20 protein-coding genes and 1 pseudogene are annotated in these 25,986 nt (G+C 43.7%); 8 read left to right on the forward strand and 13 right to left on the reverse strand.

From position 1 onward, the window contains the following. Positions 1-124 precede the first annotated feature (124 nt). The 4 genes from U5K35_RS01335 (at position 125) to U5K35_RS01350 (ending at position 7,296) form a co-directional block, all read left to right on the forward strand. Positions 125-466 carry an STAS domain-containing protein gene (locus tag U5K35_RS01335; RefSeq protein ID WP_322569672.1) on the forward strand — a complete coding sequence of 114 codons (342 nt, stop codon included), beginning with the start codon at positions 125-127 and terminating at the stop codon, positions 464-466. Positions 467-1,000: 534 nt separating this feature from the next. Further along, positions 1,001-2,656, forward strand: a complete 1,656-nt coding sequence (locus U5K35_RS01340) for an L-lactate permease (RefSeq protein ID WP_322569673.1) — start codon at positions 1,001-1,003, stop codon at positions 2,654-2,656. A gap of 177 nt (positions 2,657-2,833) precedes the next feature. Further along, positions 2,834-5,719: an FAD-binding and (Fe-S)-binding domain-containing protein gene (locus U5K35_RS01345; protein WP_322569674.1), complete on the forward strand. Its 2,886-nt coding sequence runs from the start codon at positions 2,834-2,836 to the stop codon at positions 5,717-5,719. A 341-nt stretch (positions 5,720-6,060) separates the two neighbouring features. Continuing rightward, the gene (locus U5K35_RS01350; protein ID WP_322569675.1) at positions 6,061-7,296 is read left to right on the forward strand and encodes a hypothetical protein; all 1,236 of its coding nucleotides are present in this window, start codon (positions 6,061-6,063) and stop codon (positions 7,294-7,296) included. A 453-nt stretch (positions 7,297-7,749) separates the two neighbouring features. Here the strand turns inward: U5K35_RS01350 and U5K35_RS01355 are convergent, their stop codons facing one another. From U5K35_RS01355 to U5K35_RS01375, 5 genes are all read right to left on the reverse strand, one after another. Then, positions 7,750-8,925, reverse strand: a complete 1,176-nt coding sequence (locus U5K35_RS01355; RefSeq protein WP_322569676.1) for a SpoIIE family protein phosphatase — start codon at positions 8,923-8,925, stop codon at positions 7,750-7,752. An 8-nt stretch (positions 8,926-8,933) separates the two neighbouring features. After that, complete coding sequence (locus U5K35_RS01360; RefSeq protein ID WP_322569677.1) at positions 8,934-9,320, reverse strand: response regulator; 387 nt, start codon at positions 9,318-9,320, stop codon at positions 8,934-8,936. A 12-nt stretch (positions 9,321-9,332) separates the two neighbouring features. Continuing rightward, positions 9,333-10,664, reverse strand: a complete 1,332-nt coding sequence (locus U5K35_RS01365) for an ATP-binding protein (protein ID WP_322569678.1) — start codon at positions 10,662-10,664, stop codon at positions 9,333-9,335. A 421-nt stretch (positions 10,665-11,085) separates the two neighbouring features. Beyond that, positions 11,086-12,036, reverse strand: coding sequence for an NAD-dependent epimerase/dehydratase family protein (locus tag U5K35_RS01370; protein WP_322569679.1), 951 nt, complete (start codon positions 12,034-12,036; stop codon positions 11,086-11,088). 143 nt (positions 12,037-12,179) lie between these two features. After that, positions 12,180-12,500, reverse strand: a complete 321-nt coding sequence (locus tag U5K35_RS01375; RefSeq protein WP_322569680.1) for a hypothetical protein — start codon at positions 12,498-12,500, stop codon at positions 12,180-12,182. Positions 12,501-12,766: 266 nt separating this feature from the next. Between U5K35_RS01375 and ahr the strand changes: the two genes are divergently transcribed. Beyond that, a complete protein-coding gene (ahr, locus tag U5K35_RS01380) occupies positions 12,767-13,771 on the forward strand; it encodes an NADPH-dependent aldehyde reductase Ahr (protein ID WP_322569681.1) in 1,005 nt (334 codons plus the stop codon). A gap of 189 nt (positions 13,772-13,960) precedes the next feature. Here the strand turns inward: ahr and U5K35_RS01385 are convergent, their stop codons facing one another. From U5K35_RS01385 to U5K35_RS01400, 4 genes and pseudogenes are all read right to left on the reverse strand, one after another. Next, entirely contained in the window at positions 13,961-14,449 is a 489-nt protein-coding gene (locus U5K35_RS01385) for a nuclear transport factor 2 family protein (protein ID WP_322569682.1), read from the reverse strand. 172 nt (positions 14,450-14,621) lie between these two features. Beyond that, positions 14,622-15,035 carry a RidA family protein gene (locus U5K35_RS01390; RefSeq protein WP_322569683.1) on the reverse strand — a complete coding sequence of 138 codons (414 nt, stop codon included), beginning with the start codon at positions 15,033-15,035 and terminating at the stop codon, positions 14,622-14,624. 232 nt (positions 15,036-15,267) lie between these two features. Beyond that, a pseudogene (locus U5K35_RS01395) lies at positions 15,268-15,556 on the reverse strand (type II toxin-antitoxin system RelE/ParE family toxin). Continuing rightward, complete coding sequence (locus U5K35_RS01400) at positions 15,549-15,788, reverse strand: hypothetical protein (protein WP_322569685.1); 240 nt, start codon at positions 15,786-15,788, stop codon at positions 15,549-15,551. Before U5K35_RS01400 ends, U5K35_RS01395 begins: the two are co-directional and overlap by 8 nt. Positions 15,789-16,321: 533 nt before the next feature. Here U5K35_RS01400 and tnpA point away from each other — a divergent pair. Then, positions 16,322-16,783, forward strand: a complete 462-nt coding sequence (tnpA, locus tag U5K35_RS01405) for an IS200/IS605 family transposase (protein WP_322569686.1) — start codon at positions 16,322-16,324, stop codon at positions 16,781-16,783. A 300-nt stretch (positions 16,784-17,083) separates the two neighbouring features. Here the strand turns inward: tnpA and U5K35_RS01410 are convergent, their stop codons facing one another. The 3 genes from U5K35_RS01410 to msrB form a co-directional block, all read right to left on the reverse strand. Further along, positions 17,084-18,286 carry a response regulator gene (locus U5K35_RS01410; protein WP_322569852.1) on the reverse strand — a complete coding sequence of 401 codons (1,203 nt, stop codon included), beginning with the start codon at positions 18,284-18,286 and terminating at the stop codon, positions 17,084-17,086. Next, entirely contained in the window at positions 18,207-21,515 is a 3,309-nt protein-coding gene (locus tag U5K35_RS01415) for a two-component regulator propeller domain-containing protein (protein WP_322569687.1), read from the reverse strand. Before U5K35_RS01415 ends, U5K35_RS01410 begins: the two co-directional genes overlap by 80 nt. Positions 21,516-21,862: 347 nt before the next feature. Beyond that, entirely contained in the window at positions 21,863-22,321 is a 459-nt protein-coding gene (gene msrB / locus U5K35_RS01420; protein WP_322569688.1) for a peptide-methionine (R)-S-oxide reductase MsrB, read from the reverse strand. Positions 22,322-22,789: 468 nt separating this feature from the next. Here msrB and U5K35_RS01425 point away from each other — a divergent pair, with 468 nt between their 5' ends. Together U5K35_RS01425 and U5K35_RS01430 are read left to right on the forward strand one after the other, a co-directional pair. Next, the gene (locus U5K35_RS01425; protein ID WP_322569689.1) at positions 22,790-24,397 is read left to right on the forward strand and encodes a hypothetical protein; all 1,608 of its coding nucleotides are present in this window, start codon (positions 22,790-22,792) and stop codon (positions 24,395-24,397) included. A 10-nt stretch (positions 24,398-24,407) separates the two neighbouring features. Beyond that, positions 24,408-25,136, forward strand: coding sequence for a hypothetical protein (locus tag U5K35_RS01430; protein ID WP_322569690.1), 729 nt, complete (start codon positions 24,408-24,410; stop codon positions 25,134-25,136). Between the two features lie 60 nt (positions 25,137-25,196). Here the strand turns inward: U5K35_RS01430 and U5K35_RS01435 are convergent, their stop codons facing one another. After that, a complete protein-coding gene (locus tag U5K35_RS01435; protein WP_322569691.1) occupies positions 25,197-25,982 on the reverse strand; it encodes a DUF6090 family protein in 786 nt (261 codons plus the stop codon). Between the last annotated feature and the right edge of the window lie 4 nt (positions 25,983-25,986).

Here is a 25,986-nt window from a genome sequence, read left to right on the forward strand (position 1 = left end):
GACTAAAAGGTAAGACTATGCGACATATCTATAATGATTTTGACATCATTATCTGTATTTAACTGATGTTAAAGATGATCTGATCAGAACAGGTTGGATGTAAGAAATGAAAAGGTAGAACAGCATGAATTATTCAATATCAGAAAAATACAATACCGTAGTTGTAACGCTTAAGGGGAAAGTGATGGGTGGTCCCACAGCAACTGAATATCTGGAAGAGATCAAATCTCTGATTGACCAGGGAAAAACAAATGTAGTTGCGGATTTGAGTAAAGTGAATTTTATGAACTCTTCCGGCCTGGGAATATTGATTACTTCCTTGACAAGTCTCAGAAATGCCGGTGGAGACCTGAAGATTTGCGGAGCCTCAGATAGAATTGAAAGTCTGCTTATGGTTACAAAACTGATCACCGTATTCAAACATTTCAGAACTCTGGACGAAGCCGTTGCGGCATATCAGGAATGATAATTCGTATATCTGACCGATGATATAGTTACATCTTCTAATTGAGACAGTTTTAGCAAATTCCATCTCTTCAGGAGTAGACCTTTCATATAAGAATCGAATATCTTATTGGAATGTTTTCGGGAATTGAAGTTTCCGTGCATGATTATTGAATCACTTATTTACATTTTTTGCTTCGGCTGAATCGTCTAAAGAAATGACATTCAGCTAAGCAAATTCTCAAAAGCCTTCCCCATCCTTAGTTATTCGTTTTGTATCAAAATTTTCCAGCTTTTCTATTTTCAAAAAACTTAATTTTTTGTAGACAAAAGGTGCAAATCTCATGTCACTATTTATTTTCAAAATTTTTTCATACAAAAAAAGATTTGAATGGATAACGTTAAATAGTTTTATGTCAACTGTTTAACTACATATGTGATATTAGTAGTCTTTTATCCGTATTTCAAAGAATATAAAATCCATTTGCGGGGCTCAAACTCAACTAATAGATTATTGTAGAATTTTACCTGATAAGTAAAACTAACTTCCTACCATATGATGGCATTATTGGCGTTCTCACCTATTCTTTTGACAATCGTGCTCATGGTTGTTTTTAATTGGCCGGCTACGAAAGCGCTTCCCCTGGCACTACTAAATGCTATTCTGGTTGCTTTTTTCGCATGGGATATGAGTACACAGAATGTGTTTGGTTATACGCTTTTTGGTTTTCTAAAAGCTTTCGACATTCTGATTATTATTTTTGGGGCCATCCTCATTCTTAATACGCTAAAGCTATCGGGTGCAATGACAACCATAAATAATGGATTTAATGGGATTAGCTCCGACCGGCGCGTTCAGGCTATAATTATCGGTTTTATGTTTGGCGGTTTTATTGAGGGAGCAGCCGGTTTTGGAACGCCTGCCGCCCTGGCCGGCCCACTGCTGGTAGGGCTGGGATTTCCTCCCCTGGCAGCAGCTTTGGTGGCACTGATATTCAATAGCGTGCCGGTTCCCTTTGGTGCTGTTGGAACTCCAATATTTGGAGCGATGAGCACGCTTGAATCTAACATTGCGAATACAGGCATTGAAGGTGATGCTTTAATGCAGGCGCTAACCCAATGGATTGCAATTCCCAACGCCATAGCCGGTATATTTATTCCTCTGCTGGGTATTATCATACTTACACGCATTTTTGGAAAAGAAAAATCTTTTAAGCCGGCCCTGGCAGTACTTCCCTTCGCTATTTTTGCCGGCGTATCATTTATGATTCCATATGTGATTATAGGCATCATATTTGGACCGGAGCTTCCCTCTTTAGTAGGAGCTTTGATTGGGCTGGGTGTTGTGGTCGTTGCCGCCAAAAAGGGATTTCTCGTACCTAAAACGCCATGGGATTTTCCCGAAGAAAGTAAATGGCCGGCGATTTGGAAATCTACCAGCGATACGGGGAATGTTGGAAAAGCGGAGATGTCGCTTCTCAAAGCCTGGTCGCCCTATGTACTCATTGCAATCATACTTGTTGTTACGCGAATCCCTGCTTTCGGGCTTAAAGAGTTACTGACTGCCCAGCAGCTGACTCTGACTAACGTCGGAGGAATCGAAGGTCTGGATTATGTTTTACTGTGGGCATATCTCCCAGGAACAATTCCCTTTATTTTGGTGGCGCTCATAACGCAGTGGTACCATAAAATGCCTGTGAAAGAAATTAAACAGTCATGGACTCTCACATTAAGCCAGATTAAAGGAGCCGCCATTGCACTTTTTGCCGGTGTAGGTTTGGTACAGCTCATGCTTAACTCGAATAACAATCCCCATGAAATGGTTAGCATGCTTACTACAATGGCTGAGTCGGCTGCGGGGCTTTCGGGTGCGGCTTATCCTTTATTCGCCACCCTTATTGGTATGCTGGGTTCTTTTATGTCGGGATCGGCAACCGTATCAAATATTCTGTTTATGTCGTTTCAGTTCGAAACAGCCACGATCCTGGGCTTGCCGCAAATTCTGATACTTTCGATGCAGGGAATTGGAGCAGGAATTGGTAATATGGTGTGTGTAAATAACATCGTAGCCGTTGCGGCCACAGTAGGTTGCCTGGGCGCCGAAGGATATATAATACGTGCCAATGCTGTCCCGGCATTCTTTTACTACCTGCTAATTACGCTCATAGTAGGCGGTATGATCATTGTGGGTTTTAATCCTTTCCCGATATGATATTGAACACACTTAAAAAAGGCTTTACACAGCAATTTTATTGTCCTTACAGCACATAGGGACTGAAGGAGTTTGTACCGTGTATCTTGATCTGCCTGAGTAAGTTTTTACTGTAAAAAGGCAGTAATCAGTTAGCAAAGCCGTTTAGAACAATACTATCAACAAGTGGACAATCCGATGAATAATCTACCAAAACAATATAAAAAGCTATACCGGCAGCTCTCTGACTATATCGATGAAAGCCGGATGCTCACGAGTCCGCTTGAACTGTTGGCTCACGGTACGGATGCGAGTTTCTACCGGCTTATTCCCAAAATGGTGATTAAAGCCAATGACATTGCAGAGGTATCGCGTATTCTTGCCATCTGTAATCAGATGGAGATTCCTGTAACGTTCCGGGCTGCCGGCACAAGCCTGTCCGGACAGGCAGTTACAGACTCGGTATTGGTTATTGCCGGAGACAACTGGAAAAAGCATCACATTTTAGAAGACGGGAAGAAAATACGCCTGCAGCCGGGAATTATCGGTGCCCATGCCAATAACCTGTTGAAACCTTATAAACGGAAAATAGGGCCCGATCCGGCATCCATCAACTCGGCGATGATTGGCGGTATAGCTGCAAATAACGCCAGCGGCATGTGCTGTGGAACCAAGGAAAATTCCTATCAGACTTTAGACAGTATGAAGGTTTTGATGAACGATGGTACGCTGCTGGATACGGCCGATGAGGGAAGCCGCGCCTCTTTTCGAAACACTCACGGCCACCTTCTGGATGAACTCTCAACGCTGGCAGATAACATCAGATCCAATAAACCGCTTGCAGAACGTATCCGCGACAAGTTTAAAATGAAAAACACCACAGGATACAGTCTGAATGCCCTTGTGGATTTTGAAGATCCGTTTGAGATCCTGCAACATCTTATGATTGGTTCTGAAGGCACGCTCGGTTTTATTGGTGAGATTACCTATAAAACCGTCAATGAAGATCCGTTTAAGGCCAGCTCTTTAATGATCTTCTCTGATAATGAAACGGCCGGCCGTGCTGTCTATCGGCTGAAAAGTGAACCCGTTTCCGCCGTAGAGCTGATGGATCGTGCCAGTCTGAAGTCAATGGAAAATGCTGATGGCGTGCCGGGTTATCTCAAAGATCTTTCGCCCGAGGCATGCTCGCTTTTGGTGCAGACAGGGGCAGATACTCATGAACAACTGCAGGAGCAGATAGCCATTATCAAAAAAGCCCTGGAAGATGTTCCGACAGAATTTCCCGTTAGCTTTACTGATAAACCGGAGGAGTACAATAATTACTGGAAAATTCGGAAAGGCCTCTATCCATCCGTCGGTGCAATGCGCAAGACAGGCACTACGGTGATTATCGAGGATGTTGTTTTTGCCGTGAAGGATATTGCAGAAGCCATAGGCGCTTTGCAGGAGCTGTTTGTCAAATATGGATATAACGAGACCGTCATTTTTGGCCATGCTCTGGAGGGCAACCTGCATTTTGTTTTTAACCAGAATTTCGATGATCAGGCCGAGATAGATCGCTATGAGCGGTTTATGGACGAACTTGCCGTGCTGGTAACAGAGCGCTTTGACGGGGCCTTGAAAGCTGAGCACGGTACGGGCAGAAATATGGCGCCCTATGTTGAGAAAGAGTGGGGCGAGGAAGCCTATGAGATCATGAAGCGGATAAAGGCGGTCTTTGATCCCAAGGATCTGCTCAATCCGGGTGTAATTCTGAATAATGATCCCAAGGTACATCTGAAGAATCTGAAGCCCATGCCGGCCGCCCACGAATCGATAGACAAGTGTACCGAATGCGGTTTCTGTGAATCGGCCTGCGTATCACACGGCATGACCATGTCGCCCAGGCAGCGGATCACGGTTTACCGGGAGATGCAGCGGCTAAAAGAGACCGGCGAGCAGCCCGAGATTCTGGCTTCTCTGGAGCAGGATTACGACTACGAAAGCGTGCAAACTTGCGCTACCGATGGCCTTTGTGCCTTAGCTTGCCCGGTGGGTATCAATACCGGAGACCTGGTGAAGTATCTCAGACATGAAAAAAATACTTCCGGTGAGAAGAAAACAGCTTCCCGGGTAGCTTCAAATATGGACAAAGTTACCGGTTTAGCCCGTGTGGGGCTTAATGTGGTCAACGGTGTCCACACGGTTATTGGGACTAAGGCTATGGGTGCGATTGCAACCGGTTTTCGCAAAGCATCGGGTAATAACCTTCCGCAGTGGAATCCCTATCTGCCAAAAGGAGCGCCCAAAATAAACGCTAATATGCCCGTAAATGGGAATCCGCGCAAAGTGGTCTACTTCCCTTCCTGCATCAACCGGGCGATGGGTATATCCAAAGATTATGACGAAAAAGTGGCGCTCACGAGTAAGGTGAAGCAGCTTCTTACGAAGGCCGGATATGAAATCATCTATCCTGAAAACCTCTCCAATCAATGTTGCGGCATGCCATATTCCAGCAAGGGATTTAAGCAGCAATCTAAAGATACATCAAACCGGCTGGAGCAAGCCCTGCTTAAAGCCAGTGCGCAGGGAAAATATCCGGTACTGTCAGATATGAGTCCGTGTCTGCAGTCAATGAAAGAGAATATAGGCGAGCCGTTGAAGCTCTATGATCCCATCGAGTTTACCCTCAAATTCCTGACACAGCATCTTGATTTTACTCCGGCTGATGAAACGATCAGTGTTTTCACGGTATGCAGTGCAAAGAAGATGGGACAGGAGGAAGATCTGATAAAACTGGCGGAAATGTGCGCCACCGAGGTGGTGGTACCTGAAACAAACTGCTGTGGATTTGCCGGCGATCGTGGATTTTCTCATCCAGAGCTGACGGCACACGGTTTGCGTACACTCAAGGAGCAGCATCCCGAAGAGGTAACGCGTGGCTTTTCAACCAGCCGAACCTGCGAAATAGGTCTTACCAACCATAGCGGAATTTCATACAAATCCATTCTTTATCTGGTGGACGAGGTAACGACTCCCAGGGTGAACGGGGCAAAGAAAAAAGAAGAAGCCGCTCAGGTTACGGAGAGCCCGAATAGTTAGACAGCAATTGGTTCCCAAAATAGAACGCAAATGAAAAGGAGATTCTGAACCTGAATTCGATTGTAAAATGTTGATTATTGAGTTCCTCTCCTGTGTAAGGAGGGGACTGGGGATGGTTGGAACGGTTTTTCTTTCAAAAAAATATGAGAAATGAACTTGACTTGATTGAACCACCCCTTTATTCCCTCCTTGGAAAAGGAGGGGACTTTCAACGATACTATTAGACAAATTATGAATCGAACTCAGATTCTGAAAAATATGTGTGCATAAACCTTAAAAATAGTGATGATCGCAGCTCACTTCCCTCTTTTAATTTATCCAATTCCCGAAATCAAAAAACCATGAGACTAAAATTACTGCTGCTCTTATTTTTATCTGTTCCTGCTCTTTTAACAGCTCAGGACGATGAAGAGAATAAATACGATATATCAATCAGTGGCTTTATCAGCTCAGAAATTATTTATGACACGCGCCAGCCCGTAGCGGCCCGCGAAGGGGATGTGCTTCTGTTTACTTCGCCGATACTTAACGACGCCAACGGGGATGATATCAACGATACCCCGAGCTTTAACATGATTAATATACACAGCAGGTTCCGTCTCAGTGTGGATGGTCCCGAAATGCTGGGAGCTCAAAGCAGCGCGTTACTGGAGTCGGACTTTGTGGGAACAGGCAATCAGTTCATAAGCATGATGCGAATGCGCCACGCCTTTATCAAACTGGATTGGGAAAAGACCTCGCTGACGGTTGGGCAGTACTGGCACCCGTTTTTTGTGATTAGCGCCTACCCGGAAGTTGCGGGTTGGGGCGGTGGCAGTCCCTTTGCAATTCTATCCAGGAATCCTCAGGTTCGCTTTGGTTTCAATCTCAGTGACAACATTAGCGGAAGCCTCACAGCCTTAACTCACCGCGATTTTTCCAGCACAGGTCCGCAGGGTGCAACTCCCGACTATTTGCGAAATGCCGCTTTGCCCGAACTGAATCTGAATATGGAGTATCACACAAAAGGGTGGAGGCTGGGTTTTGTTACCGGATATAAGAAAATCATGCCGCGTACACAGGACTTGCAAGGTTTTAAACTGGACGAGACGCTGGGTTCATTGCAGGGTAACGTGTATACAAGATTAGATGTCGGAGACTTTACAGCGAAACTGCAGGGTCTGTACGGCGAAAACATGCACAATTTCCTGATGATGGGCGGCTATGCCGAATTTATTGATCAAAACAGCGGGGAGATTACGTACAGCAATTACCGAACCGGATCGATCTGGACTGAGTTGCTCTACACCAAAGGCAGTTTAACCTATTCAGTATTCGGGGGATTTTCAGAAAATTACGGAACGGAAAACTCCCCGGCCCCGCAGGAAACAGTCAACCGCTATGGAAGAGGCAATAATATTGATACCACGTATCGTATTGCGCCAAGACTCACGTTTAAAGTGGATGATTTTCTGATCATGGGAGAGGTAAGCTATAACGCTACCGATTATGGAAACATACAGAGTGATGGAACGGTAACCGACACCGAAGAAGCATCAGCCATAAGGTTGCATATCCATTTGAAGTATAGCTTTTAAATGATTTGGGCCGAACGGATTAAGACGTTTATTCTTGTTATGGGCAATAACCGGAGATCATTCGTAACTCTTTCTTAAAAAAACGTGAGCTCAAGATAAGAATTTGGAAAAGTATCAGAGGCTGTACAAATAAATAAATGAAAAAGTAATCGAGCTTAAATAATTTAGACTACAAATCCCTCTCTATTAGTTAGAGAGGGAAGGAGGGTGAGTCTGAAAAGAAAACCTAAATTATTTAAGCGGTTATTAATGAATTTTACCTTTTTAGACAGCCTCACTTCTCATTTAGCCAGATTCAGTGCCTTCCGTGTTTCGCTTCGCGTCAAAAGATGAGCCGTGGCTGTCTTCTACTTAAAAACCGGTATAAGTCTTTTCTATGTAGAAGAGTTATCGAACTCAGGCTAAAAAAGAGAAAGAACCCTCCGGCCATGATTGGTAGTGGATTAGCATGGTTTAGTGAGAATTCGTATACCTGACCGATAAGACGGTTATATCGTCCGATTGAATGGCAGCCCCGGCAAATTTCATCACCTCCAGGAATAGGCCTTTTACATGATTTGTAAGAGTTTTAGCCGGATCCTTTTTGAGATATGTTACAACTCTTTCTTCATCAAAAAATCCGCCCTCGTCATTTTCGGCTTCGGTCACGCCATCCGTAAACGTTACCAGCGTGTCACCGGGCATTAGTTGAACACTGTTTTTTTCGTAGGGTGCGTCTTCAAACTTGCCCATCAGCAGGCCGCCCACATCTTCAATCTCTACAACTGTGCCGTCTGTTCTCTGGATATAAGGCAGGTTATGGCCACCGTTGCAGTACTGCAATTCACCGGTTTTCACATTCAGCACACCATAGAAAACAGTAACAAATGTTGACATATCACTTTCCGGGATAAGCATGTTGTTCACTTTAAACAGGCATTCAGCCGGATCAAAAACCTCTGACCCAATCGCCTTAAGCATGGTCCTGCATACAGCCATATAGATTGCGGCAGGCATTCCTTTTCCGGCAACATCGCCGATAAAAAAAGCGAGGTGATCATCATCATATTTAAAGAAATCATAGAAATCGCCACCCACCTGTTTTGCGGCCATCATGTTGGCAAAAATGTCAAAACGGTTGTCTTCAGGAAATACCGGAAACTCCTGATGCAGAATTCTTTGCTGAATTCGAGCCGCCATATCCAGGTCGAAATTCAGAGATTCCAGTTGCTGTTCCATCATACGAACGTTTACTAATTGCCGTATCTCCTTTAACGTTTTTTCGAGGGTGGTTTCGAGATCTTTGAAGTCAATCGGCTTGGTTACAAAATCGTATGCCCCCCGGTTCATCGCCGTTCGGATATTCTCCATATCACCGTAAGCTGAAACCATGATGGTGCGGATGTCTGACCGCTCCAGTTGCTGAATTTCTGACAGAAGCGTCAGTCCGTCCATCTTGGGCATATTAATATCACTGAGCACGAGAGACAGGTCGGTATGGCTGGAGATAGTATCCAATGCTTCCTGACCATTCTCGGCAAAAAGGAATTCATACTCTTTGTTTTTCACCTTAGACCTGAACTTCTGAAGCATGAGCATCTGCAGGTCCGGTTCGTCATCTACTACCAATATTTTCTGAAGTGTACTCATAAACTGTTTTATTCTTGTGATGATTTGATGATACCTGTGATCTCTTCTTTCAGGGAGTTAAAATCGATTGGTTTCGTGAAAAACTCCTTTGCCCCGGATTCTATTGCCTTTTGGTAGTTATCGTTATCACCGTAAGCCGAAATCATACTTACCTTTATCAAGGGATAGTTCTTTTTGATTTTTGACAATAATTCCAGCCCGGACATACCCGGCATGTTGATATCAGAAAAGACATAGACCACATCAGGTGGATCTGTGCTGTCCAGCAAATTCAGCGCTTCTTGTCCCGAAAAAGCAAATACCAGCTCTACGGAACCGTCTCTTATCTCTTTTCTGAACTTTTGCAGAAAAAGCATTTCCACGTCTCGTTCATCGTCAACTACTAATAATTTCATGAATTGTTATGTTTAATTGTTAACCGGCAGTGAAATCGTAAACTCGGTAAACTGACCTGTATCCGAATCTACGTTCAATGTACCCTTATGCATTTTTACGATATCGTTCGTCATAGATAGACCAAGTCCCGTGCCAATGCCCGAGGGTTTGGTTGTAAAAAATGGCTGGAATATTTTTTCACGGATTTCATCAGGAATTCCCCCGCCGTTGTCTCTAATTTTTATTTCAGCCCGGCCGTTTGATGCACTGGTAGAAACCTGAATGACCGGACTTCGAGTGGAGTTATTTTTAGCATATTCATAAGCGGCATACATTGCATTGTTGATGATGTTCAAAAATGCACGGCTGATATCTTGTGGTATTAAATCGAGTTTGGGCATTTCGGGATCATATGAGGTTTTGATATCAATGTTGAATGATAAATCGGTAGCCCGCATGCCGTGGTAAGCCAGCTTCAGGTATTCATCAATCATGGCATTTACATCCGTAGGAATGGATTTCCCGCTTTTTCCACGACTCAGCAGCAGCATGGATTTAAGAATGCTGTCCGCTCGTTTACTGTGTTCATAAATTCTGTCTAAATTTGACTCTATATCATTCAGAATGCCTAAAACAAGGTCTGAGTTACACATTCTTTCTGCTCCCGATTTTGCCTTTTCGCCGCTGCTCTTCACCTCTTCACGAGCTTCGTTGATCAGTTCAAAAATCACTTCCGAAAAGTTGTTCACAAAATTCAGCGGATTTTTGATTTCGTGTGCAATGCCCGCCGTAAGCTGCCCGATCGATGCAAGCCTCTCTTTCTGGACCAATTGACTCTGTGCAATTCTCAGTTCATCAACGGATTTTCTAAGACGTTTTTTCAGTTGATCCGTCTCCAGTTCCAGGTTCAGATTATTCTCGAGCATTTCATTGGAAGAGATGGTTTCAAAGGCTCCCAAATGGTCCGGCATGGATGTATGGTCGTGGAGCAGCAGCCATTTTCCTTCCGGGTTATTATCATCTTTTACCAGAGTCCAGATAGCCGATTGCCTGAGCGTAAGCAGTGTGATTTCTTCATGCTCCAGTGTAAAACGAACGATAAATTCCTGTTCTACCAAAGCCTGATTGCCCAGATCAGAAAAATTTCGCCACTTCACCTCAATTCTTCTGTCATCCGGCAACAGGGCGATGGATTGTGTGTAGTAGTGTATGATACGATCTATGCCTTTTTCGAACTCACTGATTGCAGAACCGAAAACTGAGGCATCCGGGTGTATCAGCTCACGCAGCGTCTGCTCATCCTTTTTGAGCATGGCTTCCAACAGCATATCATGGTTGGTAAGTATGAGTTCTTTTTTATTCATAGGAGTTTTTAAAAGTTCGGAACGCCAAAAACATTACCTGAAAGCTTTAACAGATATCAATGTAGTTCATCTAATGGAGAGCTTTTTATATCTATGTCGCAATGTGTTGATAAAAAGTCCAAAGTCCGGGTATGTGCTGATATCATAAATTTAGAAATCTATTTAAGTTGCTGATACATGGTTTCTGTCCCGTTAGGGACAACACATGGGTAGAAAAATGAACGACCATCGTGAACCGCGTGCCGTAGGTACGCCATATGGATTTATACTGAGGTTGCGTTTCAAAATTAATCCATTCATATGCTGTACCTACGGCACAGATGAACGGGGCGGCGTTTTTATTATCTACCCATATTTCGTCCCCAACGGGACGGAGTAGCGATGCTATAGTGCGGAAGAATTTTAGCATGTCTGATTTGGTTTAACCCCCACTCGCCGCAGCGTAATCGCTGAACGAAACATGAGCGGTTTTGTATGACAGCCCCAAATCCTGCTCCGCCTTTTTGCCGCTATATACGAACCTCGGTTTTTCAACGACCGGCTCGTTGTTCAGCATTCGTGAGATGTCCGATACTTTCCAGCTCTCGTTGCTCAGGTAGTACTGCTTTCCGTGAAGGCCGTCTGTGGTTGCGGCCCTGTAAATTCCCTCGGCCACATCGCGTACATCCACGATGGCAAATTCCATATCATGATCATATAGCATTTGTACAAAAGGATTGGGTGCAATCTTATTTTTGAATAGATACTGCAGGCCCATTGAGGTAGAATCATCGCGTTCCGAGAGGGCAGGGCCCATCACGCCAACCGGATAGACACTCACAATCTGTTTATCAGATTCAGGATAATCTTTGATAAACGTCTGTACCACCTGATCGGCATAATATTTGGCCTGTGCGTATGGATGTCCTTCTTCATTGAGGTGAGGCTCATCGCTCTCGGTGTAGAGATGATCAGGTGAGCGTCCTTCAACCGGCATAGGGTAGCCGGTATTGTAAGAGGCAACGGATGCAATGATCACCACCTTCTTCACGGATGGCGTCTCATTAATTACCGTCAGAAAGTTTTCTGTACCTTTAATGGTCGGTTCAAACAGCTCTTTCGCCGGATCTTGTACATCGAGCTGAAAGGGCGTACCGCCATGTATCACAATATCGCAGCCTTCCACAAAAGACCTGAGAGAATCGATATCACGGGTATCCAGCGAAATAATCTTAAGATTCTCCGCACCGGGTAACGTTTTTAAATGCTGATACTTCTTCTTCTTTTTAATGTCTGTCGCCGATACTTTAACGCTGAACCCATTCTCAAGGAATGCTTTTGTGACGTAACTGCCGATGTATCCCGACCCGCCGATTATGCCTGCTGTTTTCATGATTATTTGGATAAGTGGTTTTTCAGAAAGAACTAAACATTCACGGGTTCATACCTCTGAACTTCTTCCTGTTGTTAGTTAAAATGTACAGGAATCGAATCATGCAGTATTGGACTATCCGCGCAAATGTTTGGATTATTCCGTCAAATGGCGGTTTTTTTGAGGGTGGGGACAGTTTCTAAAACAGAAAGTGCCGTGAGGCACGATTGATATGTGGTCTTGTGCCAAAGTGATCCAAAGAGGTGAAACCCAATTGAGAGAAAAAAGAGATCGGTCGTGCCGGATGGCACTCGATGCTTTTGGAAGCCTGAATTCACCGGAATAAATTCCGGTGTTACAAGATGGATAGTGCCTAACGGCACTTCCTTAGTGCAAATCTGCGAACCCGGATATGCAGTGTCCTTCCCTGCCAGCCTGCCCTCGACCCATCGGGGCCGCTTCAATACACCTCGGTCGCCTGTCATACTGCTCGCCTCCGATCGCGGCAGGAAGAAACCCGATTATTGAGCGACGTAGGATTTCATGGCACAGATGAAATACCAAAAAATACTGCACCGGGTAAATTTCTTTCCAAAAACCATGAAAAAGCACGAAAAGTCCAAACATTCGCGCGGATAGTCCACGTGTTGGCCGGCTTTCTGAGCTATCTTAAATCCAGTCATAATAAGTTTTGCACTCAGTATTCCCATTAGAAAAAACAATAACCTACACGTTAAACTTTGGATGAAACATGAAAGTATCAGCATTTGCGGCCAATGGCCCACATGAAAAATTAGAGCCATTTTCTTATGAAATGGAAGAATTAGGCCCTGAACAAGTTGATGTCAAAATCCTCAATTGTGGCATTTGTCATTCAGACCTCAGTATGATGAACAACGACTGGGGCATGACCACCTATCCTATTGTCCCCGGTCATGAAGTTATCGGCGAAGTGGTAGCTGCCGGTAATGCCGTTAAAAACATAAAAGTGGGAGATAAAGTGGGTGTGGGCTGGTTTTCCGGTTCCTGCATGGCCTGCCATGAGTGCATGGACGGATCGCATCACCTTTGTTCTTCGGCAGAATTCACTATTGGCGGCCGACATGGTGGTTTTGCCGATTATATACGAAGTCATTGGGCATGGACTATTCCGTTACCCGAAGGCATCAATTTGGAAAAAGCGGGACCGCTGCTTTGCGGTGGAATTACGGTCTTTAATCCAATCATTTTGGCAGGTGTAAAAGCAACAGACAAAGTAGGCGTTATAGGCATTGGTGGCTTGGGACACATGGCACTCAAGTTTCTCAACAAATGGGGTTGTGAAGTCATTGCCTTTAGCTCCAACCCTGATAAAAAGAACGCCATTCTGAAAATGGGGGCAACGAAGGTTGTGGATTCTACAAATCCTGAGGAACTGGCTAAAATCGCCGGAAGCCTGAATTTCATTCTGAATACGACTAACGTAACTCTCGACTGGAACTCCTATCTGGTGGCATTGGCACCCAAAGGTAAATTTCACAATGTAGGAGCGGTTTTAGAACCTATGGCCATTCCCGCTTTCACACTGCTTACCGGACAAAAATCGGTTACGGGAAGTCCCCTGGGAAGCCCGGCTTTGACTCGGACCATGCTGGAATTTTGTGTAAGACACGATATCTATCCAATAACTGAGGAATTTCCGATGAAGCAGGTAAACGAAGCCATTGCCCACCTGGAATCGGGTAAAGCCAGATTTCGAATCGTGTTAAAAAATTAGCGGGCAAAAAACATCGTTTTTCTTAGCTCTGAGGAGGTAAGCTATTGTACGGGGTCCGTCGTTACACTCGATGGAGGTCTTGAACTTACGGTTTAACGGATGCAGATTTAAAGGTTATACCGGATCCGGATCCCGGCCTGCACTTTTTCAGTGTGTAGGACCCGGGGTCTTTTTGATCTTTTCCGGAATTTATTCCATTTCCGCATCAGCCAGCTGTTTGGTATCAACATACTGCTGGAAGCGCGTTGCCAGTCCATCCTCGAACCACCAAATATGGACTTTCTGTGCATCAATCGATTTTCCTGTACTTGCATGTGTTCCCCGATATCTTCCCGTTACAAGAACCATGTCTTCCCCAACTGCATACAGGGTTTGATCATGAAGCGTGAATGTTTCCCATTCCTGCCCGATCCGTCCAAATACTCCTTCGGCAACCGCCTGGGGTCCTATATAAGGATTTCCTTCGGCGAGCGAATTGCTTTCGGCTTCATTCCATATAATATCCGGCGAAAATGTTGCCACCACCGCAGCTCCATCGCCCACTGCAAAGGCGTCGTAGATTCCCTGAACGATTTCCACATTCGGATTATCAGATTGAACCTGACTACAATTAGTCATAAAAATGGAGAGTGACAGCACAGCTATACCTGAGAGAGTGCGTTGTAATTTATTATTCATGATTTTATCTGTTTGGTTGTTTTGTGATTATTATCAAAAAGCGGAGGACTGAAAGCTGACAGGTTTTTAGCTGAGCGCTTTAACCTAACTTTCTTAAATGTTGAGGTTTTACATTTCTGAATAAAGAGTTCAATCATTCCTGCACCTATACACTGCTATAAATTTGTGCTTGTTATTCAGATTTATGCGCTTCCATTTCTATCTCTATCATAAATTCCGGAAGAGCCAGTTCTTTAACCCCAAGCCAGGAACCTGTAGGAAAGTGTTTCGTATAGATTGAGCTTCGGTATGCAGCGTTTTCGAGAAATATCGGCATATTCGTAGTAAAAATATTTTCCACAATTACATCATCGAAGGTGCAACCGTAATGAGCTAATATTTTTCCCAAATCAGCATAACAATTCTTCATTTGCTGCTCTAAATCTCTGACAGCAGTTGGATTCCCTTCGTCATCCATACTTACAGCACCGGAAATTTTTATACTGTTGCCAACTTTTACCGCGTGTGAGTAGCCATATGCTTTTTCTACCTCAGGGCGCAGAAGAAAATAGTCTGGTTTGTTTGAGTGACCTGATTGATTTTCCATAGTGTAAGTATTGATTGAAGTTTTACTGGATTATGAGGACCGATCCCGGATTTGCTGTACTCATATTAGCTTCTAAAAACGATCAATACTTGGACTATCCGCGCAAAAGTTTGGATTTTTTGGTCAGATGAGGGTATTGGAGTGGTTTATTATTCTGAGAGAGAATCGAAGGAGAGAGGGTTTCAACGTCGAAGTTGGTTAAATAAATGGTTTTAAAAATCCTGCTGAAGAGCTAAAGAATATTATTGAGGTCTTGTCTTCCGATAATTGCCATTATCTCAACTGTACCAGCTTCTAATTCGGAAATAGATACTGTCAACCCCGCAAACAGATCGTCTGTATCCTTTTTTTATGTAATCGACTGATTCAAAAGAGAAAGGTCGTTGAGCAATGGTATCAAAACACTCAAAAAACGCATGAAAGTATTTATCAGCCTGGGCTAACCCAAACTTTTCTACACCGTATTGATGAATTCTTATCAAATCATTTTTGGCTTCGTTACTTAAACGGTATTCAGCCATTAAGCAAAGACTTTGATTGCTTTAAAATTTGTTCTTTTGATTCATCAGTGAATCCACCGGCCTCTGATCTACTTAATTTTGCTCTAATCCAATCAACCTGAATTTGTTGTTTTCGGGCCTGTCTTATCAAATCATTCACAAGTTCGCTTTTGCTGGAATATTCTTCGCTTTTAACTTGTGCTTTTAACCACTCATCATTTGGTTTTGTCAGCGATATACTTTGTCTATTCATAAAACTATTTTTGATGTAATATTACACCATAATCGCATCACTCTCAACTTTTTTGTTTTATAGAGGGTTAATGCAACAGTTTATCAATGCCGACTAAAATTCCGGCCTCTTTTTTTTTACCACGAGGACACCAAGACCCGAAGGTGCACGAAGGTTTTAATGAAGGAGATCTTCGTGATTCTTTGTGCCCTTGTGACTTCGTGGCTATTTACCAAGGGCTTGGCCAAATTACGGACACTTTATCACCATAAACGCTCTAATGAACAAAGGAAGGCATAGCAATTTTTTTAAGTCCGGCTTTCCGTCTTGTGATCCCGGGGTATCTAATTGGTTTTAAAAACAGAAAGTGTCGTTAGACACGATTTGATGTTGTAACCCGGGGATTCATCCCCGGGAAGCAAGGCCTAATAACGGTAAGTGCCGTGAGGCACGATCGATCTCCCCCGGATCTCAATAAGGGCAAAAAATTCTGTAAGGATTGGCCGATTTTTGGTTCATATATACAAATCAAAAATCAACTGAGGATTGAAAATATGGCAAACACCTACCATCAAATATATATTCAAACAGTCTTTCCGGTTAAATACAGAAGGGCTCTCATTCAGCCATCCTGGAAATTAGAACTTCAGGCTGTCATGGGGAAACTGATCAACGTAACCGGCTGCAATACACTCATCGTAAACGGGATGGAAGACCATATGCACTGTTTTTTTGGTATAAAACCGTCAATAAACATTTCTGAAGTTATGAAATCGGTAAAGGCAAAATCCTCGAAATGGATTAATGAAAGTGGGTTTTTGGTTAATCATTTTGAGTGGCAGAAGGGATATGGATGTTTTTCTTACAGTCACTCTCATGTGGATGCAGTATATCATTACATTAGAAACCAAGAAAAACATCATAAGCGAATGAGTTTCCGGGAAGAGTACATAAACATGCTTGAAAAATTTAGGATTAATTACGATAAACGTTTCATCTTTGAGGAGCCGAAGTAGAACGATTATCTGACACAATGTTTTGGAACAGCGTTACAGATGAGTCGTGCCTAATGGCACTCGATGCTTTTAGAAGCCTGAAACCACCGGAATAAATTCCGGTGTTACAAGATGGATAGTGCCTAACGGCACTCCCTTAGTGCGCAGCTTATTATCATCGGGGATGCTCCAAAAATCGCTATGCGGAATCTTTCGGATTCTAAATCATTTGTTTGTGATTGGGCAAAATACCGTCAGTCATAAAAAATCTTGTAAACCCGGATTTTCGATTAGCGATCCCTGCGGGGCAATCCGGATACCTCAAATCGACAACTTCCGAAACGCCGATGGGCTTTTGCCGAACTGTTTTTTGAAGACACGGGAGAAGTAAGCCTGGTCATTAAAGCCTACTTCATAGCAGATTTCACCAATGGTTTTATCGGTCTGGTTCAGAAGTTCAACAGCTCGCTGCAGCCGCACAGACCGGATAAATGTACCGGCAGGTTGATCAACCAAAGCATTCAGTTTCCGGTTGAGCTGGGAAATACTCATGTTGAGTGAAGATGCAAACATGTCGGTGTTAAATTCTTCATCTGTTAAATGTTTGTTGATGATCCCAATTGAATTTTTCAGAAAGGTTTGATCCACCGGGCTTTTCGCAATGGACGAAGGTGCAAAGTAGGTAGCTGAACTAAACTGTGTTTTCAGATTTTTTCGCTGCTGGATCAGTGTTTTAACCCGCGTATGCAGCTCCCGCACATGGAAGGGTTTGGTCAGATAGGCATCAATCCCCGCTTCAAGGCCCTCTATTTTAGGATCCAGGCCCGCCTTTGCGGTAAGCATGATGATGGGAATATGACTGGTTTTCTCATCTTTTCTAATCTGTTCACTAAACCGGTATCCGTCCATTTCGGGCATCATCAGATCGGTGATGATCAAATCGGGAATTGCCGCCTGAGATACCGTAATTCCTTCCCGGCCATTAACGGCTTCAAGAACTTTGTATTCATCTTGTAGCTGTTCCCGGATAAACGAACGCACATCCTTGTTATCTTCCACAACGAGGATCACTTCGTCGTGCTCGGATAGCAGAGAATCAAAATCTGGCATCGGCTGGGATTCATGGCCGCGATCAATAGTGGCGTTGTCAATGTCAACAGTTTCATTCTGATTCTGAATAGCGGTTTCATCGCACGGTAATTCAAGAATAAACTCTGTACCTGAACCAATCTTACTGTTTACGCTAAGAGATCCCTGATGGAGATTTACCAGTTCATGAGCCAGGGAGAGGCCAATACCGGTGCCTTCATATTTTCGGGTATTGGATGGATCGGCCTGATAAAAACGGTCAAAAATAAACGGCAGCCGGTCTTCCGATATGCCAATTCCCGTATCCTTGATTCGTATCTCAATCCGTGACGGCTCCGGTGTGCTGATTGATAAATCAACGCGTCCGCCATCCGGCGTGAATTTCAGCGCGTTGGATATCAGGTTGAAAGAACACTTTTTCCATTTTATCGGCATCAAAATGCACCGGTATGCTGGCTCTTGATGAAAGAAAATTGAGCTGAATTTGTTTTGACTCGGCAAGCGATTCAAACGAATAAAAGATGTTCTTTAAAAATGAAACGATGTTTTGTTGTTCAAGATGAAGATCCATCTTTCCGGCTTCCAGTTTTGAGAGATCCAGGAGCTGATTGATGAGCGTTAAGAGACGTTCAGCCTGTTGATTTGCCGACAGCAGTTTCTCCTTTTTAGCCCGGCTGTCTTCGGTGGACAACAGCGTTTCAATCTGACCGATAATCAGGGTAAGTGGCGTGCGGAACTCATGTGATATATTGGCAAAGAAATGTGATTTTAGCTGGTCAAGCTTCCTTAGAGAATCTATTTCAACCCTTTCGAGCTTCAACTGATTTTTTAGGTTGAAACGGTTTAACTCGTAACGCCGCAGTGAATAGATAGCTGAAAGAAATAGAAAACCATACAATCCGTATGCCCACCAGGTGTGCCACCACGGCGGAAGAATGGTAAATGTGTAATCAAACGGTTTGCTCCATACTCCACTCTCGCCTATGGCTCGGACCTGGAAGGTATAGTCGCCAAAGGGCAGGTTACGATAATCTGCAACCGGGTCGGCGGTGGGTTGGCTCCAAATGGTATGTAAGCCCTCCATCCTGTAGCTGTATTGGATTTTATGCGGTGCTGCCCAATCTATGGCAGCAAAATAAAAGGTGAGGTGGTTTTTTTCGTAAGGCGATTTTAAACCGAGGGGATAGTTCTCAAATTTTTGCACGCCATTAAATTTGATTTGATCACTAGAGCTATCTGGGCTATCCAAGATTGTGCGATAGTCTATATACTGCTCGTTAATTTCTAATTGGGATAACCGGGGTTGGGGTATTTTATCAGAAAATGTAAGTGTATTCAAATCCAGCATCATTAAGCCATTACCAGTGCCCCACAAGGCGCGGTTTTTACTGTCGATAATGGCACCCGGGTTAAATCTCAAGCTTTTCAACCCATCTTGTTTGCCAAAGTTTTGAATACTAAATGCAAATTCCTTGTCGCCGGACGTTTCATCTTCAGTTAAGGAGATCTTTGACAGCCCATTTTCCGTTCCCATATAAATACCCATTTCATTTAAAGTGTCACTTTGATCCTCCAGAATAGACCAGACACTATTATTGGCTAAGCCTTCCTTTTCGGTATAATGAGTAAAGCTTTCTCCATTAAATACGCTCACACCTCCGCCTTCAGTCCCCAACCAGATATTTCCGCTTTTGTCCTCTGCGATGGACCAGACGGTATTATTGGATACCCCTTCATTTACACCATAATGGGTAAAACTCTCTCCATTAAACAGGCTCACCCCGCCACCCTGAGTCCCCAGCCATATATTTCCGCTTTGATCCTCCAGGATGGAGATGACGAAATTATTTGATAAGCCTTCGTTTTCGGTGTAATGAGTAAAGTTTTCTCCATTAAACACACTCACCCCACCGCCACCTGTACCTAGCCAGATATTTCCGTTTTTATCCTCTGCAATGGACCAGACGCTATTATTGGATAATCCTTCCTTTTTAGTGTAATGGGTAAAGCCTTCCCCATTAAATACGCTCACTCCTCCGCCACCGGTACCCAGCCAGATATTTCCGTTCTGATCCTCGAGGATGGAGATGACAAGATTATTGGATAAGCCTTCGTTTACGGTGTAATGGGTAAAACTATCTCCATTAAACAGGCTCACCCCTCCGCCCCAAGTCCCCAGCCAGATATTTCCGCTTTGATCCTCGAGGATGGAGTAAACGTCATTATGAGATAATCCTTCGTTTACACTGTAATGGGTAAAGCTTTCCCCATTAAACAGGCTCACCCCTCCGCCTTCAGTCCCCAGCCAGATATTTCCGCCTTGATCCTCTGTGATGGACCAGACGCTATTATGGGATAATCCTTCGGTTTCGGTGTATTGGGTAAAACTCTCTCCATTAAAAACGCTCACTCCGCCAGCAGTCCCCAGCCAGATATTTCCGCGTTTATCCTCTAAGATGGAGAAGACGATGTTATTGGATAATCCTTCGTTCACGGTGTAATGGGTAAAGCTCTCTCCATTAAACAGACTCACCCCGCCATCAGTCCCAAGCCAGATATTACCGCGTTTATCTTCTAAGATGGACCAGACGGTATTATTGGATACCCCTTCATTTACGGTGTAATGGGTAAAGCTTTCCCCATCAAATACGCTCACCCCTCCGCCACCAGTCCCAAGCCATATATTTCCGTTTTGATCCTCTGCTATGGAGAAGATGATATTATTGGCTAACCCTTCGTTTACGGTGTAATGGGTAAAGCTTTCTCCATTAAACACGCTTACCCCTCCGCCTTCAGTCCCCAGCCATATATTTCCGTTTTGATCCTCTAAGATGGACGCGACGAAATTATTGGCTAACCCTTCGTTTACGGTGTAATGGGTAAAGCTTTCTCCATTAAACACGCTCACCCCACCGCCACCAGTCCCCAGCCAGATATTCCCGTTTTGATCCTCCAGTATGGCCCTGACGAGATTATTGGATAATCCTTCGTTTACGCTGTAATGGGTAAAGCTCTCTCCATTGTATACACTCACCCCTCCCCGGGTCCCCAGCCAGATATTTCCGCTTTGATCTTCTAAGACGGCCCTTACGTAAGATGAAGCCATACCTTGTTCCACATTTAAGAATTGCAGGTGAGCAATGGCGGCATCTTTGCTGGCAGGTGGCAGGGCTTTGGTGGGCTTAGAACGAATAGCATTTACCACTTTACCCTTAGCGGGGATAGGAACACCGGTGGGTATCGTGTCACCTGTGGAATTAAGCAAGACAAAATCCTGGTTTCCTTCGCCTACTTTTATGATTTCGAGTTTACTTTTATCAACGGGTATGGTGGTTCGTTCTTCGGGTATTTGGTGTCGGTTGGGATACGCATTTATTGTGGTTAATGCTGCGCGGTCAACAGTATATGATTGGGGTTTGGCCACGCTGTCGGGGTGGATGATTTTTGGTGTGGCAGGAATGGACACACCTGTTTTTAATTCAACCGTTTGAGGTTGAGGGTAAAGGGGCGGTGGGAGCGAGGCGTCCTCATCACCGGTCGTGCCGGTGCAGGCCGCCAAAAAAATCAATGGCAGGAATACCTTCAGCATGCCTAAAAAACGGGCAGATGACGATAGAGTTGATTGCCTAAAATGGCCATTCAATGGTAAGTGTGGTATCGTCATGTTCTTTGGTTTTTATAACGACAGTACCACAATGGGCTTTCGACATGCGCTATGCGCTTAGCGCAAAGCGTAAAGATATCGTCGATGGTAAGATGGCGGAAGTTTAGGTTCTGAGCATATCCGTTGTATGACTGAAAACAGACTGGTATACATACAACTTTTGATATGGATTTTAGAAGCCTTTTCATATAAAATCCCGGCATGCCAATTGTCAGTTACCGGGTAAAAGAACTGCACAGCATTTTTCCACTCGAACCTATGAATCACATATTACATAAACATATGCAATTATCTCTATATAATATTAAGGTTAGGGACAGGATGAGCGTTTTACCAATCAGAATCATTTACTCTGCTTCATTGGCAGACTTGACCAACTCTAAAGATGCCGAATTCACACAATAGCGTAAACCGGTGGGTTCGGGACCGTCCGGGAAAACGTGGCCGAGATGGGCATCACATACATTGCAAAGAATTTCGACTCGACTCATTCCGTGCGATCGGTCTTCTATGTATTTCACTACATTCTCTTTCACCGGTTCGTTAAAACTGGGCCATCCGGATCTGGATTCAAATTTCCCGGTTGAATCAAAAAGTTTAGTTCCGCAACAAATGCAGGCGTAAAGGCCCGGTTCATGTGCTTCGCAGTATTCTCCTGAAAATGGCTGTTCAGTACCGTGCTGACGGGCAATACGGTACGCCTGCTCGGTGAGTTCTTCTCTCCACTCTTTATCCGTTTTTTCCACTCTTCGGGGAGGTTTAGGATTTCCTTCCCTTGCATATTCTTTAACCTTTTTCCAATCCATAAAACTCCGTTTTTGAAATGTAACAGTTGAGTTAAGTAAAGCGTTTCTTTAACCAACGTTTCGTTTTTCATCTCTTTAATAATTGATATTAATCACCTAAAAAGCTGAAATTTAAAGCAGGTAAGCCTAAACTCAGATTTGTTATGAATCTGGCTGACAATGTACAGAGCGCTCAGCGCCAAGCGAGCGCATGGCATCAAACACAATGTTCACCAGGTGAAAACGCTTTTAGAGCATACCGTTCAGCAAGGAATTGGAACCTTTCACTAAGCTTTTCTCTCTATTTTATTCTCAGGGTGCGAACCTGCCGTAGCAGGTTAACCGATAATAATTATTTTAACTCGTTTCAAACAAATGGATTAAAGGTTTCAATAAGAACAAAATCACCTTTTATTTTATTAAACTTTTTGAGTTAATAAGTTTTTTTATTAATCTCGCAATGCGTCTAACCTTTTATCTTTCCTTAAAATGGGTTCAATACTACCTGGCTATAAACATGACATATTTGTCAGTTATCGGCATCACGATAACAAATATGACGGATGGATTACTGAGTTTGTTGAAAGACTTCAGCAGGAATTGAACGCAACCCTCAAAGACAAGCTGACAATCTATTTTGACAAAAATCCCGAAAGCGGGTTAAGCGATAATCATGTAGTTGATCAATCGATCCAAAATAAGATCAAATCCCTGATTTTTATTCCGATCGTTTCTCAAACCTACTGCGACACCTCATCGTTTGCATGGAGCCAGGAATTTATGGTATTCAAGGACTTTGCGGATTCCGATCGTTTCACGCGCACTATTCGATTACCCAACGGCAATTTTACATCCCGTATTCTTCCTATAAAAATTCACGATATCGACGTAAACGATCTTAGGCTTCTGGAAACAGAACTTGCGGGAACGTTGCGCTCCATCGACTTTATTTACCGGGAGGCTGGAGTCAATCGTCCGCTACGACCTGTAGATGATGAAATTCCGGCGATATCAGCCCAGGTTAAAACGTTATACAGGAATCAGATCAATAAGCTTGCCTATGCCATTAAAGAGATTGTGCAGGGAATCAAGGAAATTGACCGGAATCTTTCGCCGTCAGTAAATCCAACCACACTCTCCGCTACAAAACCTCCCAAGGGGGCCTTTTCATCATCTCATCCATCTGCTTCAAAAGTGAAAGTGATTGATGAGGCCGGCCCCAGCGTTTACCTGGCATGGACCTCCAGTGATTTGAAAGATCAACGAGAAGAGATGGCCATTACGCTGAAAAAAGCAGGATTTAATGTTCTGCCATCCACCGATTGTCCGGCCGATGATGAATCCTTTAAAGAGAAAGTAAAAGAGAACATGATGCGCTGTTCGTGCTCTCTTCATATTATGGGCGGTGAATTCGGGAGGCGATTTGAATTTGAAAGTGAGGTGTCATTCCCGCAATACCAGTTTTTGGAAGCAAAGAAGACGATTGAATCGGGTGACAACGACTTTAATTGTTTTGTCTGGATGCTGCCTGAAGCATCCGCTAATATCAAACCCGATCAGCGCGATTTTATCAACTACATTCGCAACAACATCACTCAAAACATGATGTTCTCCAACAGCATGGGGCCGATGCAGCTTGTCGACGATATGCGCGTGGTGATGAAGAAAGAGGAAGAGGATGTGTATGACTCAAAAGACACGGAGATTTTCTTCATCTACAACCAGCAGGACGAGGCGGAAGCGAAGATTATTACAGACCATCTGAGTATGGAATATCCGGTTGAGATAATGAACATTCTGCCTGATGGCGAGGATAAGTATCGGGAGATTAGCACCCAGCAAATACCCAAAAGTAAGCTTGCTGTTGTCTACTTTAAGTATGCTGCCGACTGGGCGCTTCCATTTACCAAGCAGGTATGGAAAACGGTGGGCGGCGCTTCCTCACCCACACCACTTTTCCTGATTGGAGAGGATGATCCAAGCAGCAACAGGGCTCGAAATTTCAAAGCTCCCAAAGTGGTCTCATCCATCGTGCCCAGTGAAGAGGTGCCCGGTGAGGTAAAGAAAGTTTACATAACTATTAGCGAAATGAGTTAGGCTCCGCCTTATGTTTGATAATTTTCAGATATGCCCTTATACCGGATTACGCTCTTTTACCGAAGAGGAGTCGATCTATTTCAAGGGGCGTGAAGAGAACATTGAAAAGGCTATTGAGCAGCTGCAGAGCAACAAGTTTTTAATGGTCACGGGTGCTTCGGGAGATGGTAAATCCTCATTGGTTTATGCGGGTATCATACCCAATGCGAGGGCCGGCTTCCTGCGGTCAAAATATACGAATTGGGTTGTAGCTGATTTTCGCCCGGAGCGAACCCCCTTTAAAAATCTCTGTAAAAGCCTGAGTGAACAGCTTGAGATTGAAAATACGGATACGGTTGAATCGGAGCTGAAGCACGGTTTTTCTGCTCTAATAGACCTCTATAAAAACTCTCCCCGTCACCTCGATACTGATTCTGCCGAGTGGAGGGAAGCCGACGATAACGGCAAAGCCGTTCTTAAACGGAAATCGGCTAACCTGATGATTCTGGTTGACCAGTTTGAGGAATTTTTTACCAATCCGGAAAACTACAATCATGGGGCACCTTCCAGAGAATCGAATCTGGTACTTAACGTGTTGCTTGAAACGTCAAGAATTGCCCTTGAAGAGGATCTTCCCATTTATATCGTTTTTACGATGCGATCCGATTTCATCGGTCAGTGCTCTGCTTTCCGTGGCCTTCCCGAATATATCGGTTTTTCACAGTTTTTTGTCCCCCGGCTTAACCGTACGCAGCGTTAATTCGAAAATTTAATTAATCCATGGTTCAAATAGTTTATGTTGAAAAAAACATATTGTTGATTAATGGTTGCCTAATTCGGATTCAATAATTTCTAAAATATCAACAATCCGTGTTCTCAAACTCATAGACTGACTGTTTGCGAGTAGGGCAAGCGACAGACAGGTGGTTACACTAGATTCAAATCTGGTGCTTTCTAACAGATAATTGATATCCCTGTTTTTGTTAGAGTCTCCAATGTCAGGAACCGAACCGATATCCCCGTCAAGTTGAAAAGACGAAAACAACGTATTCTGCCAAAGCCGGTTAGCGATGGTTCTGCCATATTTCATTAAAGTAGGAGTGTAGAAGTTATGGCTGTAATTCTGCCATCGTTCTTCTTCCTCTGTAACCTGTACAATATCACTGGGAAAGCGGGTTAATTTTTCCCTGAGTTCAGCATTTTGAATAAGTTGTATCCTTCCTGAACTGATGATGTCGTTTAGAATTGGATCAAAGGTTGGGTTGATCTTGGTTTGACCGATAAAGGCATAGGTACTGTCAATATTCCGTATATCCGGATGATCAATGTAATCCAGCAGCTTGGTGGAGGCCGTTATCATATTATTGCGTATTGTGATCTTTTCATCCAACTGCCCAAGATTATTTTGATATTCAGATTGAAGCTGAATCAATAGCTCTCTTTCAAATTCGCGCTCCTTATTGTATTCATTCCAGTTGTTGATCTGCAAAGCAATCAATATCCCGATCACAACCAGCAGAATCTCGCCAATAGCATAAAGCAGATATTTTCTAAGATTATCTTCTTCGATGAGTTTTTTTCGAATGGTGCGGAAGAATTTTAGCATGATA

The sequence above is a fragment of the Rhodohalobacter sp. genome, from assembly GCF_034521535.1.
Taxonomy (GTDB): Bacteria; Bacteroidota; Rhodothermia; order Balneolales; family Balneolaceae; genus Rhodohalobacter.